Source organism: Mycobacterium sp. 852002-51971_SCH5477799-a (genome assembly GCF_001667145.1).
Lineage (GTDB): Bacteria > Actinomycetota > Actinomycetes > Mycobacteriales > Mycobacteriaceae > Mycobacterium.
Map to the genome: position 1 here is coordinate 98127 of NZ_LZIF01000122.1, position 17498 is coordinate 115624.

Below are 17498 nucleotides of genomic sequence, written 5' to 3' on the forward strand. Positions count from 1 at the left end.
CTAGGGCTGCCAGAACGGACTCGCGGTAAGCACTTCGGCGCCTTCGGCGGTGATCAGGACCGCTTCTCGCCCGAAGACCGCGCCGACTCCTTCGTCCCACACGTAGCCCGCCACGGCCAGAACCATTCCCTGCTCCAGGCGTTCCTCGGCCGCCGTGGTGGGCAGGTGCTTGGAAACGACGGGTGGGTCGAACCCCATGCCCAGGCCGCGGGCCACCGGCATCGGTGGCTCGGGCTCCCCCGCGGCCTGATAGGCGGCGAGCAGTTCGTCGGCGCGCGTGCCGGGACGGCAGGCGGCGATCAGCTTGTCCCACAGGCGTTCCCAACGCGCGTGCAGGGCCGCCGCACCGCCGGGCGCACGCCGGTTGTCGGCGGGCCAGGTCCGGCCGACTTCGCCGACGTAGCCTCCCGCCAGCACTCCGGCGGAGAACGCCACCAGATCGCCGTCCTGGATACGACCATCGCCGTGAGCGCGCCGCCATGGGTGCTTGCGCGATGTCACCCATGCGACATCTTGATTCGACGGCGTGCTCACACCGCCGGCCGCGGAGGCCTCTAACAAGACGCCGGCCAGCGCCTGTTCGGTGACCCCGGGCCGCAATTCGGAAACCGCCACCGCCAGCGCCGACTCGGCCACTGCGACAGACTCGCGCAGCGCGGCGATCTCCTCGCCCGTCTTGATGCGCCGCGCGGCGCGCATGGCCAGTTCTCCGTCGACCAGCTGCGCATTGGGGAACGCGGTCGGCAAGAGTTGCGCGAAAACTGGGGAGAGCGCGTCGGTTCCGACGCGTCGTGCGGTTGCCGCGCCGTCGATGCGCCGCAGGGCCGCCATCGTGTTAATGGGGTTCCACGAGATGCCGTAGAGGTTTTCGTGGGGGATGTCTTCGGGGACGCCTTCGTCCCAGGTGCTCAGCAGGTGCACGGCGCCGCTCTCGCGCACCAGTACACAGGTCGGGCCGAACGGACGAGTGCCGGCGACCCACAGTTGCGGAGCCCCGGTGACGTAGCGGACATTGGCTTGCCGGCCCAGGACCAGGACGTCGAGATCGTGTGCCGCCATCTGGGTCAGCGCCCGCTGGCGGCGCCCGGAGCGCAGCGTGCGCTCGTCGGGCAGGACTTCAGTTGCCATAGGGGTCATAGGGGTAGTCGGTCAAACGGATCCAGCCTTCCTCGGTGATCACCAGGACCTCCTCGCTGCGGTAGCCGCCGGTGCCGTCCTCCCATACGACGGGCTCGAGAACCAGCACCATCCCGGATTGCAGGACGAAATTATCGTCGAACTCCTGTCCGAGATCGGTTCCGATCATCGGCATTTCGGCGGCGTTGACGCCGATTCCGTGGCCGAGGTAGAAGTGCGGCAGCCACGGTTTTGTGCCGCCGTTGGCCTCGATGGCGGCCCGGCCAAGATCCGCCGCGGTGACACCGGCCTTGGCGACGCCGAGAACCGCGCTCATGATCTCGAACCATTTGTCGAACTGCGCTTGCTGGAGCGGGGACGGATCCCGGCCGACGATCCAGGTGCGCCCGAAGTCGGAACAGTAGCCCTGATAGGTGATGCTGACGTCGGTCCACAGCACGTCACCTTCGGCCAGCTCACGCTCGGTGGTCAGGAGCGGAAGTGCCAAATCGCCGTGCGTGGTCCACACGCCCTCGGCCTTGCTCGGCGGCATCACCTGCCAGATCGGCTCGAGCATGCTGGCCGTGGCGCCCAGTTCGAAAGCGCGGCGCAAAAAGCTTGCCGACAAGTCGATCTGGCGGATGCCGGGCGCCAGGCGTTTCTGCACCTCGACCATCGCCTCGTCGGTGATCCGGATTGCGGTGCGCATGCAAGACAATTCGTCCAGCGTCTTCACCGACTTGGCGGCGCTGACGATGGCCGCGGCATCAAGGGGTGCACCGCCCGGGAACAGGAGCTTCGTGCCGCGCGACATGGCGCCGGTGAACTCGTCGACCGCCACGACCGCTTTGGCCGGCATGAGATCGGCCAGCTGACGCGCGAAATGCTCGACGCCCTCGTCGAATTCGAGGTAGACGGGCCCATGCAGGTGATCGGCGGGCAAGTCCGCTTCCTGCGAGGCCCCCTCCCGGAAGGGCAGGAACAGGTGCGGCCATTCGTCGTCGGCGAGCACCACGGCCACCGGCCGTTCGACGTAGGACAATCCGGCGTCGCCGAGAGGCCAGCTGGCGCCGGTGGCATAGACCACCGCGTTGTTGCCCAACAGGATCATCGCATCGACACCGCGCTCGTTCATCGCCGAACGCAACCGGGCCCCCGTCTCGCGGCGCAGGCGAGTCAGGTCGGCGGCTTCGGGTATCACCAGCCCGTCACCGGTGTTGGTGTCCAGTTGCGCGAACGTCGTCACTACAGGCCCAGGAACTTCGTAACGTTGCCGCTGACGATCTTCACCGCGTCCTCCGGACCCACCGCCTCGACGACGGCTTTCAGCGATTTCTCGGAATAGCCGTAAGTGCTTTCGTTGTGCGGGTAGTCGCTGGACCACATCACCTTGTCCACCCCGATTTGGTCGATCAGTTGCAGCCCCAGTGGGTCGACCATGAACGACGCGCTCATGTGGGTGTCCCAGTAATAGCGCGGTTCGTGCTCGAGGGTCCGGTTGAACATGTGTTGGTACGACCCCATCAGGTGGTCGGCGTCCTGCAACGCCCAAGGCACCCAGGCGATCCCGCCCTCGAACCAGCCGATTCGCAGCCCGGGATGATCATCGAGGATTCCGGTGAAGAGGTACTTGGCGAACTGCTCGCGGAAGCCGTCGATGTTGATCATCATGCCGACCACCACGCTGTTGAACTGGCATGGGGTTTTCGGCGGCGTCTCCCCGATGTGGTGGGTCACGGGAAGACCGGCGGCCTCGATCTCGTCCCAGACCGGCTTCATTGCGGTGCTGCCGTAGTCGATGATATTGCCGTCGTCATCCTTGCCGGGGTTGAGCGGCAGCAGGAAAGTCTTGATTCCCAACGACTTCAATTCGGCCAGCGTCTTGCGGGCACCTAGGGGATCCCACCAGTTGATCAGCCCGGCGCCGTAGAAGTGGCCGTTCGAGCGTTCCTGGAGCTCGGCAATGTATTCGTTGTAGATGCGGAAGGCGAGCTCGCGAAGCTGCTTGTCGGGATAGTGAAACAGCGCCAGCACCGCGTTGGGGAAGGCCAGTTCCTTCTCGACGCCGTCGTCGTGCAGCTCTTGGATCCGGGCCTCGATGTTGGTGCTCGCGGCACCGGGCAGGTCGTCGTACTGCATGAGTACGGCGCTGAAGTCGCCCGGCAGGAAGGACTGTCCCTTGCGTCCGACTTGGTAGGCGCCGTCCTCGTACCAGATCCGCGGCGCCTTGTCCTTCAGGTCGTCCGGAAAACGTTGATAGAAGATGTCATCCGCCAGCGAGATGTGGTTGTCAGCCGAGAAGACCACGGTCCCCTGCGGCAAACCGACATCGGCGCCCGCGGCGTGGCCGCGCCGATCCTTCGGAGCGCCATAACCTCCGGGCGGGTAAAGCGTGCTTGCTTGAGTCGTCATCATTGACCCTCCGTTCGGATCCGCAATTTGGATAGGCAGCGAGCTGGGCTACCAGGTCACCGGCAATTCGTAGACGCCGTAGGCGAGTCGGTCGTCCTTGAACGGAACCTCCTCGATCGCAATGGCAAGTTGCAGAGTGGGAATGCGCCTTGCCAGGGTGTGGAACACGATCTGCAGTTCGGCGCGGGCGAGCTGCTGTCCCACACACTGATGCCGGCCGTAGCCGAACGCGACGTTGCGGTCGGCGCCCGAGCGATGCAGGTACAGACGGTCCGGCTCGGCGAAGGCGTCCGAATCCCAGTTGGCCGGGGCCAGATCGATGATGATGCCCTCGCCGGCACGGATCGTCTCGCCGGCGATGTGGATGTCGTCGAGCGCGACGCGGCGTTGGCCGTTCTGAATGATGCTGAGATAGCGCAGCAGTTCCTCCACCGCACTGGCGACGACCTTCGGATCTTCGGCACCGCGGATGACGGCCAGCTGGTCGGGGTTTTCCAACAGGGCGAGCACGCCAAGCCCGATCATGTTGGAGGTGGTCTCATGGCCGGCGATCAGCAGGCCGGTGCCCAGCTGGGCGGCCTCCTTCACGCTGAGTTCGCCGGCCTTGACCCGATCGGCGAGGTCGGAAACCGCGTCCTCGGCCGGATTCTCCATCTTGGCTTCGACCAGCTGGGCAAGGTATTTGTTCAGATTCATCGCGCCTTTGACGGTGTCTGCACCGGTGGCGTAACGCGCGAGGCCGACGTTGGCGTGGTGCTGGAACATGTCGGCGTCTTCGTAGGGGACGCCCAGCAGCTGGCTGATCACCAGCGAGGGCACCGGCAGCGCCAGTGCGGTGACGATGTCGGCGGGCTGCGGTCCGGCGAGTATCGCGTCGATGTGCTCGTCGGTAATCTGCTGGATGGTCGGGCGCAGACCTTCGACACGCTTGAACGTGAAGGGCTTCGACAGCATGCGCCGGAACCGGGTGTGCTCCTCACCGTCGGCGGTGAAGACCGACCGCGGGCGCTTGTGCACCGTCGACAGCATGCCTTCGTTCCAATGCGGAAACCCGGACCGGCGGTCGTCGACGCTGACCCGAGAATCCGAAAACAGCTCGCGCACTTTCTCGTAACCGGTGATGAGCCAGGGCGTGCTGCCATCCCAGATCCGGACCCTGGACAGCGGCCTGGCTTCCGCCAGTGCCATGACGTCCGGTGGCGGGGCGAACGGGCAGCGCGGCTCCCTGGCCATTGGGTAGTCCGGGATGTCGGAGGTCTGCGCTGTTGCCGTGCTCGTCAGTGTGTCTGACATGTCATTCCTCGATGTGAATGGCGAGCGCTGGGCAGGCCGCCGCCGCCCGCCGCGCGCCTTCGGACTGTTCGGGAGTTGGATCTGGGTTGAGGAGGACCACGACGCCGTCGTCGTCGCGCTGATCGAACACTTCGGGCGCATTCATCACGCAGTTCCCCGAAGAGGCGCAGACTTCTTGATCAACAGTCACTTTCATCCGCGAGTCCTTCACTCGTACGCCGTCACGGGCGCCAACCACAGGCCAACGATCGCGTCGATGAGCCCGGATGCCGCAGCCCGCCACGAACGATGGGACGTCAATGCGCCTGTGGCGAAAGCGCGTTCACGATCGGCGCAGGTGTGCATCAATAGGTTTCGGGCCATGATGTTGCGTTCGAAGTGCACATCGACAGGCAGGTTGGGCAGGCAGCGGTTGAAGCCGTCGACGACCTGCACCAGCGACGGCGAGCTGAGCGCGCCCTTGACGACGATGTTGTAGTAGGCCGGATCGGTCATGGCCTGGGCCGCGAAACGCGCGTACCAGGTCGGGTTTCCGAGCTGCTCCAGATGATCGGTGAGCGGGCGCACCAAACAGGCCACCCAGGAACGCAATTCGCCGGGCTCGCCCGATGCCAGCAGGTCGGACACCATCTTCTCGCGGAGCTCCTCGACGGGTCCGCGGTGTTTGTGCTCGATCGCCCGCACCAGGTCGGCCTTGGTGCCGAAGTGATAACCGACGGCGGCGTTGTTGCCCTGGCCGGCGGCCTCGCTGACCTGCCGGTTGGACACCGCGAACATGCCGTGCTCCGCGTACAGGCGCTCGGCGGCCACCAGGATCGCCTCCTGGGTGGAACTGGCCCGATCGGTGCGAACGGTCCGCCCGGCGGTGGTCATTCGATCAGTCAACCTCTTGCCGGAGTTTAAGTCAAGCGATTGATTTAAATTCGACATCCGGCCGACAGGCGGACTCCCACGAGTCCGCAGTTTGGGCGTTCGGTTGGCGGGTATTGCACGGTCGCACTGTCCTTCAGGCTGGAGGGACGGTTCTGGTTCTCGGTAGACGGGACAGTGCCGCCAGAAAGCGCGGCTGCCCCCTACGCGTTCTGGGAAAGGGGGCGGCTTGTTACGCGTCGCTTCGGTGCCGGCGTCACACGTTTATGTACGCCACCTGGCGAACCCAAACGTGGATTCTGTTCTGCGTCTGGACGATCCAGTTCCGGTGGATGGACGGACCGTACCGGGCGGCTGGTGGCCGCCGTTGATGCTGGAGCCGGGCTGGGTCAGCGACAATCACTCACGATTCGACGTGTTCCACATCCACTTCGGATTCGACGCCATCGGGCCCGAGGCATTGGCCGCGGTTGTCCAGGAACTCAAAATGCACGACAAGCCTTTGGTGTACACGGTGCATGACTTGCGCAATCCACATCACCCGGAACCCGAAGCCCACTGCGCGCAGCAAGATGTCCTGATCGCCGCCGCCGATGAGCTGATTACGCTGACGCCCGGCGCTGCAGGGTTGATTCGGCACACCTGGGGACAGCGCGCTCAGGTACTGCCGCATCCCCACGTGCTGGAGAGGGAATGGATCGAAAAGCCACGCGCACACAATGAGCGATTCGTGGTGGGGCTGCACGCCAAGAGCTTGCGGGCCAACATGGACCCGTTGCCCATCGTGCAGGCACTCACGGTGATCTTGTCCTCGCTGCCGGACGCGACCCTGCAGGTCGACGTCCACGATGAGATCTTCGATCCCGACAATCACTGGTTCGCACCCAAGACCGGCGCGGCGCTGCTGGGTTATGACCGGTACAAGCACGTAGACGTCCGCGTGCACCCGTACTTCACAGACGACGAACTGTGGGAGTACCTCGCGTCGTTGACGGTGTCTGTCCTGCCTTACCGGTTCGGCACCCACTCAGGCTGGCTGGAGGCCAGTTACGACCTCGGAACGGCTGTGGTGGCGCCCACCTGCGGGTTCTATCACCAGCAACGTCCATGCGGAGTTTTCGGGTACAGCGACGAAGGTTTCGATGAAGCATCTCTCTGCCATGCGATTCATTGGGCACACGCGCGTTGGGCTGCCGGCGAGCCAGCTCCCAGGGCCAGCTGGGAGGAGCGACTCGCCGAAAGGCGAGAACTTGCAGCCGCGCATCGTGCCATCTACCGGAGCGTCCTGAGATGACGGAACCATTGCGTGTGGCGCTGATCGCATCAACCCGCTATCCGATTCGGCAACCCTTCGCGGGCGGACTCGAAGCACACGTCTGCCACCTGGCCCGGGCCCTCGCTTCCAGCGGTTATCGAGTGTCGCTGTTCGCAGCTTCCGGTTCGGACCCCGGCTTGAGGTGCCGGATGCTCGACGTGCGTCCGCTAAATCTGTCCGACGCGGCTAGGCGCGACGTCTCGATGCCGCCAGCGGCGTTCATGGCCGATCACCATGCGTACCTCTCGTTCATGCTGTGGCTTGCGGGGGCCGGCAGCCAAGAGTTCGACGTCATCCACAACCACAGCCTGCATTACCTGCCCGTCGCGATGGCTTCGACGTTGTCCACTCCGATGCTTACCACGGTGCACACCCCACCGACGCCCTGGCTCGAGTCCGCGATCGGCGCCTCCATCGGACAACGCACCCGCTTTGCCGCAGTTTCCCAACACACCGCGGCCGCGTGGCGAGACCTTATCGGCGATATTGCCGTGGTTCCCAACGGTGTCCACACGGGCCAGTGGCCGCTGGGTCCGGGCGGCCGGTACCTGGTGTGGTTTGGTCGCATCACACCGGAAAAGGCGCCCCACTTGGCAATAGCGGTAGCCCGACGCAGTCGCAGGCAACTGGTGCTTGCCGGGCCGATCTCCGACCAGAAGTACTATCTGACCGACATTGAGCCTCATCTAGATGATGACGTCACGTATGCGGGTCATCTCAACCATAAGCGTCTGGCCTACCTGGTCGGTCATGCCGCAGCAGCGCTTGTCACCCCTACCTGGGACGAGCCATACGGCCTTGTCGTCGCCGAAGCGATGGCATGCGGTACTCCTGTCGTTGCCTTCGCCCGCGGCGGCATCCCCGAACTCATCGACAGCTCGTCGGGTCGGCTCGTCGTTGCCGGTGATATCGCCGCGATGGCGGACGCCATCTCCGCCGCAGTGCGGTTGCCGCGAAAGCAGGTGCGCGAACACGCCATTCGTCATTGCTCGGCGGACGCGATGGTAACCGCCTACACAGATTTGTACCGTCAACTGATTCACGACTCCGCGGCCAGGTCCGCATGATCGGGTACTACGTTCACCACCACGGTTTCGGGCATTTGGCCCGCGCCATGAGCGTCTGCGCTCAAATGCGCCGCCCCGTGACCGTCATGACATCGATGAATGTCCCCGAGCCACACCCGTTTTCGAGGGTCCTGCAATTGCCGCGTGACGACGAGGATCCGCGACCGCGCGAAGTCACGGCACACGGCGCGCTGCATTGGGCGCCCCACCACGATGCTGGGTTCAGCTCGCGAATGACCGAGATCGCGGGATGGGTATCTGAAACGCAACCCGAAGCCGTAGTCGTCGACGTGTCGGTCGAAGTCGCGGTGTTCGTCCGGCTGCTCGGTGTTCCTGTGATCGTCATGGCCTTGCCCGGCAACCGAATGGACGCCCCGCATCTGCTGGTACACCGCATAGCCGATCACATCGTTGCGGGGTGGCCGCGGGCATTGTGTGTGCCGACCTGGCTGCGGCAGTGGGAACGCAAGACTAGCTATGTCGGCGGCATCAGCCGCTTCGAGGGACGCGATCGCCCCCGCTACGAGTCCGAATCGTCTGCGCGTGCTACCCATTTGGACCGGACGCATGTGGTGGTTTTGAGCGGAGCCGATGACACGTTCGACGCATCGTTACAGGACTGCGCCGCAGCACATTCCGCGTTTTCGTGGACGGCGCTCGGCGGCAAGAATTCTGTGTGGGAGCATGATCCGTGGCCCGAAATCCGGGCGGCGGATGTCGTCGTCACCCATGCGGGTCAGGGCTGTATTGCTGATGTCGCTGCGGCACGACGCCCTGCGGTGGTGATTCCGCGAGCCCGCCCGTTTGATGAGCAGCACGCCACCGCCCGGGCGCTGCAGCGCCATCGGCTAGCTGTGGTCGCGCAACGCTGGCCTGACCCACGGGCTTGGCCCGCTCTGCTGGCTAAAGCAACGGCGACCGATCCGGACCGCTGGCGGCAGTGGGAAGTGGATGGAGCCGCGCACCGCGCCGCCGAAGCGATCGAGGCGACAGCCCGTCGCTGTAGGCAGGGCACGTAGTGCGCACCGCCGTCATCACCGTTGTCCACGGCAGGACCGCACACCTGCGCAGGCAGTTGCAAGGTCTCGCCACCTCCACATTGCGGCCGGATATGCATGTTGTCGTCGCGCTCGGTGACCCCGATGTCGCCAAGGTCGTGGATGAGCTGGGGGCGCCGGCAATAACGCTTGACCGCAATGCCTCCCACCCACTGCCGTTGGCCATGGGGCGCAACGTGGGTGCCGCCGCCGCGGCCCGAAATGGGGCCGAACTTTTGGTTTTCCTCGACGTCGACTGCATTCCGGGCGCGGAGTTGCTCGACCGCTACCACACCGTCGCCGGCGTCACCGAGCACGAGGACGCAATACTGAACGGTCCAGTCACATATTTGTCGCCGCCACCGCCGGGCGGCTACGTGATCTCCGCGGTGCGGTCGAAGCCTGACCCGCATCGTGGCCGGCCCGCGCCGCCAGATGGCACCGTCGTCGCCGCGACGGATTATGCACTGTTCTGGTCGCTGTCTTTCGCGGTAAGAGTCCCTACCTGGCAGCGAATCGGTGGATTCTGCGAGCTGTACCGCGGTTACGGCGGAGAGGACACCGACTTCGGGCAGTGCGCAGCGGCGTCACACGTTCCGATGCGCTGGGTTGGCGGTGCGCACGCGTTCCATCAGTACCATGCAGTCGCGGACCCGCCTGTGGACCACTTGGACGACATACTGCGCAATGCGACGATCTTTCACCGACGCTGGGGATGGTGGCCGATGGAAAACTGGTTGTCCTCCTTCGCGGACAAGGGCCTGATCCACCGCCACACCGACGGGCGCCCTGTCCGTACAGCATCGCAGGGCCATCATCCGCCCGCGTCCACCGGGATTCACGTTGTGGCAGACGGATGATCGTGGTGTGTGATCTTGGCGCAAACGCTGTCAATCTTTGCGTTTGGATCGGATCGGTTTGCCCGCCACGGTCCCGCCGTCGACCGGAAGCACCGTCCCGGTGACATAGCGCGAGCGGTCGGTGGCGAAGTACAGCGCCGCTTCGGCGACGTCATCGGCAGTGCCCTCGCGTTTCAGCGGTCGATCCTCCCGCATCGTCTCGCGGATCCGCGCCTCGAATTGTTTCAGCTGTTCGGGGTCCATGCCGGTCCCCGACTTCCCCAGGATCGGCGTGGGTATGTTGCCGGGCGCGATGGCGTTCACCCGAATCTCGTGGTGAGCCAACTCAATTGCCGCGGCCTTGGTGAATTGGATGACTGCCGCTTTGGAGGCGCGATAGATCATCACGCCGCCGCCGGCCTGGATGCCGCCGATCGAGGTGATGTTGATGATCGATCCGCCCCCGTGTTCGGCCATGTGCCGTGCGGCATCTCGGGTTCCCGCCATCACGCCCAGTACGTTGACCCCCATCACGCGGTGGAAATCGCTGAGGTCGTCGTCCAGCAACTTGCGCAGCGGGCTGGAGATCCCGGCGTTGTTGACCATCACGTGCAGGCCGTCGAACTTTTCGACGGCGTCGGAAATCAGCGCTCCCACCTGTTCGGGGTCGGAGACGTCGGTCCGGCGGAAGGCGGCGTTGTCTCCGAGCGATTTCGCAAGCGCCTCGCCGCGATCGGTCTCGACGTCGGCGATGACGACCCGTGCGCCCTCGGCCACAAACCGCTCCGCGAGACCGCGGCCGATGCCCGAGGCCGCGCCGGTGACGATGGCGACCTTGCCGTCCAATTCGTTAGCCACACGACGAGTTAATCGGCGCATGCGGTATTAAGTCAAGCAATTGATTTAACGAGACGGGTCCCTCGTATGCGGCATGATCGGCCGGCCAGCCTTCCGGCCCGTCGACGGCTAGGCCATGCTGAGTAGGCCAGTTCGTCGGGAAATGGGAAAGGCATGAGCATGAAGGTGTTGGTAATCGGCGGCAGCGGGCTGATCGGGTCACAGGTGGTCGCCAATCTCACCGAGCTGGGACACGAGGCCATTTCGGCATCGCCGAGGACGGGCGTCAACACCGTGACCGGCGAAGGTGTCGCCGAAGCGGTCGCCGGAGTCAACACGGTCGTGGACGTGTCCAACTCGCCATCCTGGGCCGACGACGACGTCCTGAACTTCTTCACCACCTCTACCCGCAACCTGCTCGACGCGGAGCGGGCCGCGGGCGTGCAGCACCACGTCGCCCTCTCGATCGTGGGCGCCGACCGGGCGGCCGAAAGTGGGTACATGCGAGCCAAGGTCGCGCAGGAAAAAGAGATTGCGGAATCGGGAGCACCATATACGGTCGTGCGGGCGACGCAGTTCTTCGAATTCGTTGACGACATTGCCGATTCGTTCAGCGAGGGTGACACCGTTCGCGCGCCGCACGGGGCGTTCCAGCCCATTGCTGCCGCGGATGTGGCCCTGGCGGTCACCCGCGCGGCGACGGGCGATCCGGTCAACGGGGTGATCAATATCGCCGGCCCCGAAAGGGGTGGCATGGACGATTTCATCCGGACCCGGTTGACGGCGACCGGCGACGCGCGCACGGTGCAGGCGGATGATAATGCCCGCTACTACGGTGCCGTGCTCGATGACCACAGCATCGTTCCCACCGACGGCGAGGAAGTGGTCACCTACCCGACCACCTTCGGTGACTGGATAGCCGCGCAGGCGCCGCGCGGTGCCCAATAGGGTTCTCGAGGACGACTCCGCTCGAGCTTTGCTCGGCCCACATACGTTCGCGCACAGCGACACTGACGTTCAGACTGCGCCCAAAAAATCCATCAGCAGCTGGTTGACCACCGAGGGCTGCTCAATCTGGGGACAGTGTCCTGACTTGTCGACGACGACCGAACGGGCCCCATCGATCTGCTTGGCGATCTCGGCGGCCCAGCCGGACGGAAGTAGCTTGTCCTCTCCTCCCTCGACGACAAGCGTTGGCACGCCGATGCGTTCGTAAGCTCGTGTGGTCGACGGGGGCGCGGACGACGTGGCGCCGGGGCGGCGAAACCTGGCAGCGGCGACGGCTTCCCATGCCCCCGGCGCGGTGCTCGATTCGTGGCGGCGGCGCACGTAGTCGTCGTCGGCGGGATAGCCGGAGTCGAAGAACAGGGCTTCGACGATGCGGCGCATCGCCGGCACCGTCGCGTCGTAGTTCTGCAGCGCCTCGAAATGCGCGTTCTGCTGTATCTCCCCGCCGCCGCAGATGATCGCCAGACTGCGCACCGGCAGTAACGGCGTGCCCGACGTGGCGTCGGTGAGCAGGTTGATGGCGCCCATCGAATTGCCCACGAAGTGCGCCGAGTCGACGCCGAGCAGTTCACAAAACCGCGCCACATGCCGAATCCGCATGCCACGGCCGTCGACGAAGTCGATGACCTTGGCCGATTCGCCAAACCCCAGCTGATCCGGCGCAAGGACGCGGTACCGCGCGGCAAGCGCTTCGATGTTGCGTTCCCAACCGAGCTCGGCACCGGCACCGAACTCACCGCCGTGCAGCAACACCACCGGGTCGCCGTCGCCGGCTTCCAAATAGCTGGTGGTCAGCCCGTCAACCGATATGGTGTTACGCCGCATCACTTGATCGCGATCGGATTCACCGGTGAGCCCACGGCCCCAACGAATCTCAGCGGCGGCGCGATGAGCTGGAATTCATATACGCCGTCGGCCGCGCAGTCGGCTGCCAGTGCGGTCAGGTCCCAGTACTCACCGAGCATCATGCCCATGTCGCGCAGCGTCAACAGGTGGAAGGGCAAAAACACGCCATCGACCCCAGACACCGGGTCTTCGACTTGAAGGTTGTCGGATGCGACCGCGGCGATCTCGTGATCGTGCAGCCACTGCGCGCATCGCCAGTCCAGGCCGGAATACCGTTCGGTCTTGTTTCCGGTCTGCAGAAATCTTGTCCACCAACCGGTTTTGATGAGCAGGATGTCGCCGCGACCAATCGTCACACCCTGCGCGCGCACGACGTCGTCCAATTCCTCGGGGGCGATGGGATTCCCGTGCTCCAGGAAGACCTCCGCGCCGCGATGACGCACCAGATCGAGCAGCACACCGCGCGAGGTGATTCCCTTGCCGTCCACCTTCTCGATGCCGAGCCGGCGGGCGCCGAGGCTGGTCACCGAACCGGCCGGGATACCGTTGTAAAGCTGGTCGTCGTAATAGACGTGCGACAACGCATCCCACTGGGTGGCCGCCTGCAACGGCATGATGATCATGTCGTCGTTGAACCGAAACAGATTGTCGACAAAATACGGACCCATCTGCGCCGCCGTCGGATTGCGGTCCCAATCGGGCCCGTATTCGGCCAGAGTGCTGGCGTCGCCGCCGTCGACCGTCATCACGTGGATCGGATTGTGCCGGAAACCGAAGGTTCCCTGGGGCCCCGATGACCCGAAGTCCACACCGAGCGGAAACACCTTGCCGTGCCGGACCAGACTCGCGGCCTGGGCGATCTTTTCGGAGGTGATGAAGTTCAGCGTGCCGAGCTCGTCGTCAGCGCCCCAGCGGCCCCAGTTACTGACGTCGCGTGCAGCGCGGCGAAAGTCGGTCACACTGGCCACGGAGCACGCCCTTCCTCGAGTTCACGCGCGATCGCGGCTCCCACGTTTCCGCCGTCAACCCACAACACCTGGCCCGAAATATAGCTGGCGGCATTGCTATTCAGGAAGAGCAGCACCGAGGCCTGCTCGGCGGGATCGGAAACGCGACCCAGCGGCTTGGGGATGTCGTCGAGAAAGCCCTGCCCGTAGGCGGTGCGCAGCTGGTCCAGGATCGGCGTCTCGGTCACGCCGGGACCCGTGCAATTGATGCGGATTCCCCGCGCGCCCAGTGGCGTGGCGCTGCGCATGGTGTACAGGATGATCGCTTCCTTGGACAATTGATAGCCGGTGCCGAGCGCATCGGGATGCTCACGGCACCAGTCGATACCGTCCTGCATCGTCGCGGTATGCAGTAGCGGCGCCACGTCTGTGAGATGCTCCCGATACGCGGCAGCCGCGAGGGATGACACGCTGACAATGGACGACCCGGCGACCATCTTCGGAAGCAGCGCCTCGGTGGCATGGCGCATCCCCAGAAAGTTGATGGCCACGACGCGCAGCGGGTCGCCGATCCCGGACGACACGCCCGCGACATTGAACAGTGCATCGATTTGTCCGGTAATCGCCGCCACCGCCGACTCGATCGATGTTTGATCGGCCAGGTCGACCTCATGGAACTGGTCGATCGCGAAGGCCGGTCGCCGTTGGTCCAACCCGATGACTTCAGCACCAAGCTCGATGAGCTGCCGTACGACGTGTTCGCCGATGCCGGAAGCACATCCGGTCACCACCGCGCGGTGGCCGTCGTAGCGCCACAGCTCGTCGATCTCTCCCAAGGCTCGCCTCGAAATTCTCCCGGCTCAGATGCAGTCCGGCACTACTTCTGCTGGTCCTTCGCGCGCTGCGCCGCCTGAACGCGGCCTTCGTTGATCTCCGCCATGGCTTCGGGGATCTCGCTGGCGGTGAACTTACCGCCGCGACCGGTCGGGAGTCCACCGAACGAGTAATCCTCGTCGAATTGCGGTGCGGTCGACTTCGGCCGGCGCGCCTCCACCTTTTCGATGACGGGCTCGAGCCGCTTGGCCTTTTCCGCCACGGCTTTTGCGTCCCGTTCGATGAATTCGGGGAGCACCTCGTTGCCCATCAGCTCGATGGATTCCATGGTGCCCTCGTGGCTGCGCGGGTTGAGCAGCAGGATGATCTCGTCGACGCCGCTCTCCTCGTAGCCGCGCAGGAACTCGCGCACCGTGGCCGGGGAACCGATCGCGCCGCGACCGGGCCCGTAGGCCAGCGTCGGATCCTTTTCCACCTCGTCGAGATACCGCTGCCACACTCCGGTGCGCCCCGGTGTATGCACTCCGGTCATGTAGTAGTGCATGATTCCGAACGAGAAGAACCCGCCGCCCTGTCCGAGCCGCTGCAGGGCCTGCTCGTCGGTCTTGGCGACCATCATGGACAGGTCACCGCCGATGGCGAGGATGTTGGGGTTGATCCGGGGAGTGACCGGGACGCCGTTCTCCTCGAATTCCTTGTAATAGCCGTTGACCCGCTCGGTCAGCGGTCCGGGACCGGTGTAGGCGAAACTCAATGCGCCGATCGCCTTTTGGGCCGCCATCTGCACGCTGGCCGGCCGCGTGCAGGCGACCCAGACCGGCGGGTGCGGCTTTTGCAGCGGCTTGGGAACGACGTTGCGCGCCGGCATCTGGACGTGTTCGCCGCTGAAGCCGGTGAACGGCTCCTCGATCATGCAGCGGATCGACACCTCGAGGGCCTCTTCCCACTGCGCCCGCTTGTCGGCGGGATCGATATTGAATCCGCCGAGTTCTCCGACCGACGACGATTCCCCGGTGCCGAATTCGACGCGGCCGTTGGACAGCAGGTCAAGGGTGGCGATGCGCTCGGCCACCCGGGCGGGGTGGTTGACCACCGGCGGCAGGTGCATGATGCCGAATCCCAGCCGAATGTTCTTGGTTCGCTGGCTGGCCGCCGCCAAGAAGATCTCCGGTGCCGTCGAGTGGCAGTACTCCTCCAGGAAGTGGTGCTCGGTCAGCCACACGGTGGAGAAACCCGCTTTGTCCGCGGCCTCCACCTCGTTGAGACAGTCCTGCAGCAGGACATGTTCGTCGTCGGGTGCCCAGGGCCGCGGCAGGGCGAATTCGTAGAACAGTGAGATTTTCATCGTTACCTCCTATGAGTATTAATGGCTTGGTTGGCCGCCTGGGCCGCAACGTGTTTCGCAGCGACATAGCCGAAAGTCATGGCTGGACCGATGGTCGCTCCGGCACCGGCATAGCTGCGCCCCATCACCGGCGCGGAGGTGTTGCCCACCGCGTAGAGCCCGGGCAGCACGGTGCCATCGGTTCGCAGCACGCGGGCGTGTTCGTCGGTCAGCAGGCCACCCGAGGTCCCGAGGTCCCCGAGCACGATCCGAAAGGCGTAGTACGGCGGATCGCCAAGCGGATACAGGTTCGGGTTGGGCAGGGTCTGATCGCCGTAGTAGTTGTCGTACACGCTGTCCCCGCGGTTGAAATCGTCGTCGTGGCCCTTGCGGGCGAGTTCGTTGAAGCGGCCGGCGGTTTCGGCAAGCTGGCCGGGGGGCACGCCGATCTTGGCCGCCATTTCCTCCCATGTCGTGGCCGCCTTGACCACGCCCGATTCCAGCCAGGCCGGTGGGATCTTGCGGCCGGTGGGAACGGGCGCACCCGGGATCTTGGGTATCGGTAGGTGTCCCCCGACGACGTAGCGGTTGAACGATCTGTGGTCGGTGATCAGCCAGCACGGGATGTGGCTCACGCCGGACCTCTGGCCCTCGATCATGGCGTGACCGAAGTCCATGTAGGGGGCCGCCTCGTTAATGAAGCGCTTGCCCGCACCGTTGACGATGAACTGCGCCGGCATCATCCGTTCGTTGAGCATGAACTGCATGCGGCCATCCGGCCACTGGATCGCCGGAAACCACCAGGCTTCGTCGAGCAGGTCCGTTGCGGCGCCTGCCTTTTGGCCGGCGCGGATGCCGTCGCCCATGGCCGCCGGATTGCCGAAGCTCCAGTCCTGATCCACCTCGGGCAGCAGCTCCTTGCGCCAGGCGAGGTCGTGGTCGAATCCTCCCGAGGCCAAGATGACGCCCAGGCGCGCACCGATCCGCTGCGACTTGCCCTCGCGTTGCACCACCGCGCCGGTGACCGCTCCGTCAGAGTCGGTGAGCAGCTGGACCATCGGCGAGTCCAGCCAGAGCGGGATGCCACGTTCTCTCAGCGCCAGCCGGAGCCGAGCCGCCAGCGACTGTCCGATGGCCGCCATCCGTTCACCGAACACCCTCGCCCGGACCATTCGCGCAATCAACTTCAGCAGTACGCCTTTGCCCGCCCAGGACTGCCTGATCCGATAAAACGTGCGCAGGTCTTTGGGCCCCAACCAGATTCCCTTCGGGGCCAGAGCCAGGGGCTGCAACAGCTTGTGCTCGTCGTCGCCCAACTTTCGCAGGTCGATGGCGGGCACGTTGATCGTGCTGCCGAGTTCGGAGCCGCCGGGCAACTCGGGGTAGTAGTCGGCATACCCGGGCTTCCAAACGAATTCGAACCATCCCGAGAGCTCCTCCAGGAACTGCAGCATCTGTGGCGCGGTCTCGACGTACTGCCGCAACCGCGCCTCGCTGACCAATCCGTCGGTAATCTGTTTGAGGTAGCCCACGACGGCTTCGGGCGAGGGCACATAGCCTTCCCGTCGCTGGGCGGGCGCTCCGGGTACCCAGATGCCGCCACCGGACAAAGCGGTGGATCCCCCGAAGTAGGAAGACTTTTCGACCACCAAGGCGTCAAGCCCGGCGGCCTGTGCCGTCAAAGCGGCGGTCATGCCGCCACCGCCGGACCCCACGATGAGCACGTCGACGACGTGATCGAAACCGTCCAGTG

16 protein-coding genes and 1 pseudogene are annotated in these 17498 nt (G+C 64.9%); 5 read left to right on the forward strand and 12 right to left on the reverse strand.

The features are described 5' to 3' along the window. The 6 genes from A5753_RS22715 to A5753_RS22740 all read right to left on the reverse strand — a co-directional run bounded on the left by A5753_RS22715 (position 1) and on the right by A5753_RS22740 (position 5694). The gene (locus tag A5753_RS22715; RefSeq protein ID WP_067133846.1) at positions 1–1128 is read right to left on the reverse strand and encodes a Xaa-Pro peptidase family protein; all 1128 of its coding nucleotides are present in this window, start codon (positions 1126–1128) and stop codon (positions 1–3) included. Beyond that, complete coding sequence (locus A5753_RS22720) at positions 1118–2362, reverse strand: Xaa-Pro peptidase family protein (protein WP_067133850.1); 1245 nt, start codon at positions 2360–2362, stop codon at positions 1118–1120. The genes A5753_RS22715 and A5753_RS22720 overlap by 11 nt, the downstream gene beginning before the upstream one ends. After that, the gene (locus A5753_RS22725; RefSeq protein WP_197694777.1) at positions 2362–3423 is read right to left on the reverse strand and encodes an amidohydrolase family protein; all 1062 of its coding nucleotides are present in this window, start codon (positions 3421–3423) and stop codon (positions 2362–2364) included. Before A5753_RS22725 ends, A5753_RS22720 begins: the two co-directional genes overlap by 1 nt. A gap of 153 nt (positions 3424–3576) precedes the next feature. Beyond that, a complete protein-coding gene (locus A5753_RS22730; RefSeq protein WP_067133853.1) occupies positions 3577–4821 on the reverse strand; it encodes a cytochrome P450 in 1245 nt (414 codons plus the stop codon). A 1-nt stretch (position 4822) separates the two neighbouring features. Beyond that, positions 4823–5017 carry a ferredoxin gene (locus A5753_RS22735; RefSeq protein WP_067134010.1) on the reverse strand — a complete coding sequence of 65 codons (195 nt, stop codon included), beginning with the start codon at positions 5015–5017 and terminating at the stop codon, positions 4823–4825. An 11-nt stretch (positions 5018–5028) separates the two neighbouring features. Beyond that, a complete protein-coding gene (locus A5753_RS22740; RefSeq protein ID WP_067133856.1) occupies positions 5029–5694 on the reverse strand; it encodes a TetR family transcriptional regulator in 666 nt (221 codons plus the stop codon). Positions 5695–5938: 244 nt separating this feature from the next. On the opposite strand from A5753_RS22740, the gene A5753_RS22745 reads away from it, so the two are divergent. From A5753_RS22745 to A5753_RS22760, 4 genes and pseudogenes are all read left to right on the forward strand, one after another. Beyond that, entirely contained in the window at positions 5939–6985 is a 1047-nt protein-coding gene (locus A5753_RS22745; RefSeq protein WP_082971437.1) for a glycosyltransferase, read from the forward strand. Beyond that, positions 6982–8221: pseudogene (locus tag A5753_RS22750) on the forward strand (glycosyltransferase). The gene A5753_RS22745 and the pseudogene A5753_RS22750 overlap by 4 nt, the downstream one beginning before the upstream one ends. Beyond that, positions 8160–9092, forward strand: a complete 933-nt coding sequence (locus A5753_RS22755) for a glycosyltransferase (protein ID WP_231990147.1) — start codon at positions 8160–8162, stop codon at positions 9090–9092. The pseudogene A5753_RS22750 and the gene A5753_RS22755 overlap by 62 nt, the downstream one beginning before the upstream one ends. Beyond that, positions 9092–9970 (forward strand): glycosyltransferase family 2 protein, encoded by an 879-nt coding sequence (locus tag A5753_RS22760; protein ID WP_067133864.1) that lies wholly within the window; start codon positions 9092–9094, stop codon positions 9968–9970. Before A5753_RS22755 ends, A5753_RS22760 begins: the two co-directional genes overlap by 1 nt. A gap of 30 nt (positions 9971–10000) precedes the next feature. Here the strand turns inward: A5753_RS22760 and A5753_RS22765 are convergent, their stop codons facing one another. Further along, positions 10001–10807, reverse strand: a complete 807-nt coding sequence (locus A5753_RS22765) for an SDR family NAD(P)-dependent oxidoreductase (protein WP_067133867.1) — start codon at positions 10805–10807, stop codon at positions 10001–10003. A 159-nt stretch (positions 10808–10966) separates the two neighbouring features. Between A5753_RS22765 and A5753_RS22770 the strand changes: the two genes are divergently transcribed. After that, positions 10967–11734: an SDR family oxidoreductase gene (locus tag A5753_RS22770; protein ID WP_067134014.1), complete on the forward strand. Its 768-nt coding sequence runs from the start codon at positions 10967–10969 to the stop codon at positions 11732–11734. 69 nt (positions 11735–11803) lie between these two features. On the opposite strand, the gene A5753_RS22775 is transcribed toward A5753_RS22770, so the two are convergent. From A5753_RS22775 to A5753_RS22795, 5 genes are read right to left on the reverse strand one after another with little or no spacing between them, the layout of a single operon-like run. Further along, the gene (locus tag A5753_RS22775; RefSeq protein WP_067133870.1) at positions 11804–12619 is read right to left on the reverse strand and encodes an alpha/beta fold hydrolase; all 816 of its coding nucleotides are present in this window, start codon (positions 12617–12619) and stop codon (positions 11804–11806) included. Further along, positions 12619–13608 (reverse strand): cyclase family protein, encoded by a 990-nt coding sequence (locus A5753_RS22780; RefSeq protein WP_067133873.1) that lies wholly within the window; start codon positions 13606–13608, stop codon positions 12619–12621. The genes A5753_RS22775 and A5753_RS22780 overlap by 1 nt, the downstream gene beginning before the upstream one ends. Then, positions 13596–14423, reverse strand: a complete 828-nt coding sequence (locus tag A5753_RS22785) for a coniferyl-alcohol dehydrogenase (protein WP_067133876.1) — start codon at positions 14421–14423, stop codon at positions 13596–13598. The genes A5753_RS22780 and A5753_RS22785 overlap by 13 nt, the downstream gene beginning before the upstream one ends. A 41-nt stretch (positions 14424–14464) precedes the next feature. Continuing rightward, positions 14465–15766 (reverse strand): LLM class flavin-dependent oxidoreductase, encoded by a 1302-nt coding sequence (locus A5753_RS22790; protein WP_067133879.1) that lies wholly within the window; start codon positions 15764–15766, stop codon positions 14465–14467. A gap of 2 nt (positions 15767–15768) precedes the next feature. Then, positions 15769–17496 (reverse strand): FAD-binding protein, encoded by a 1728-nt coding sequence (locus A5753_RS22795; RefSeq protein WP_156656207.1) that lies wholly within the window; start codon positions 17494–17496, stop codon positions 15769–15771. Between the last annotated feature and the right edge of the window lie 2 nt (positions 17497–17498).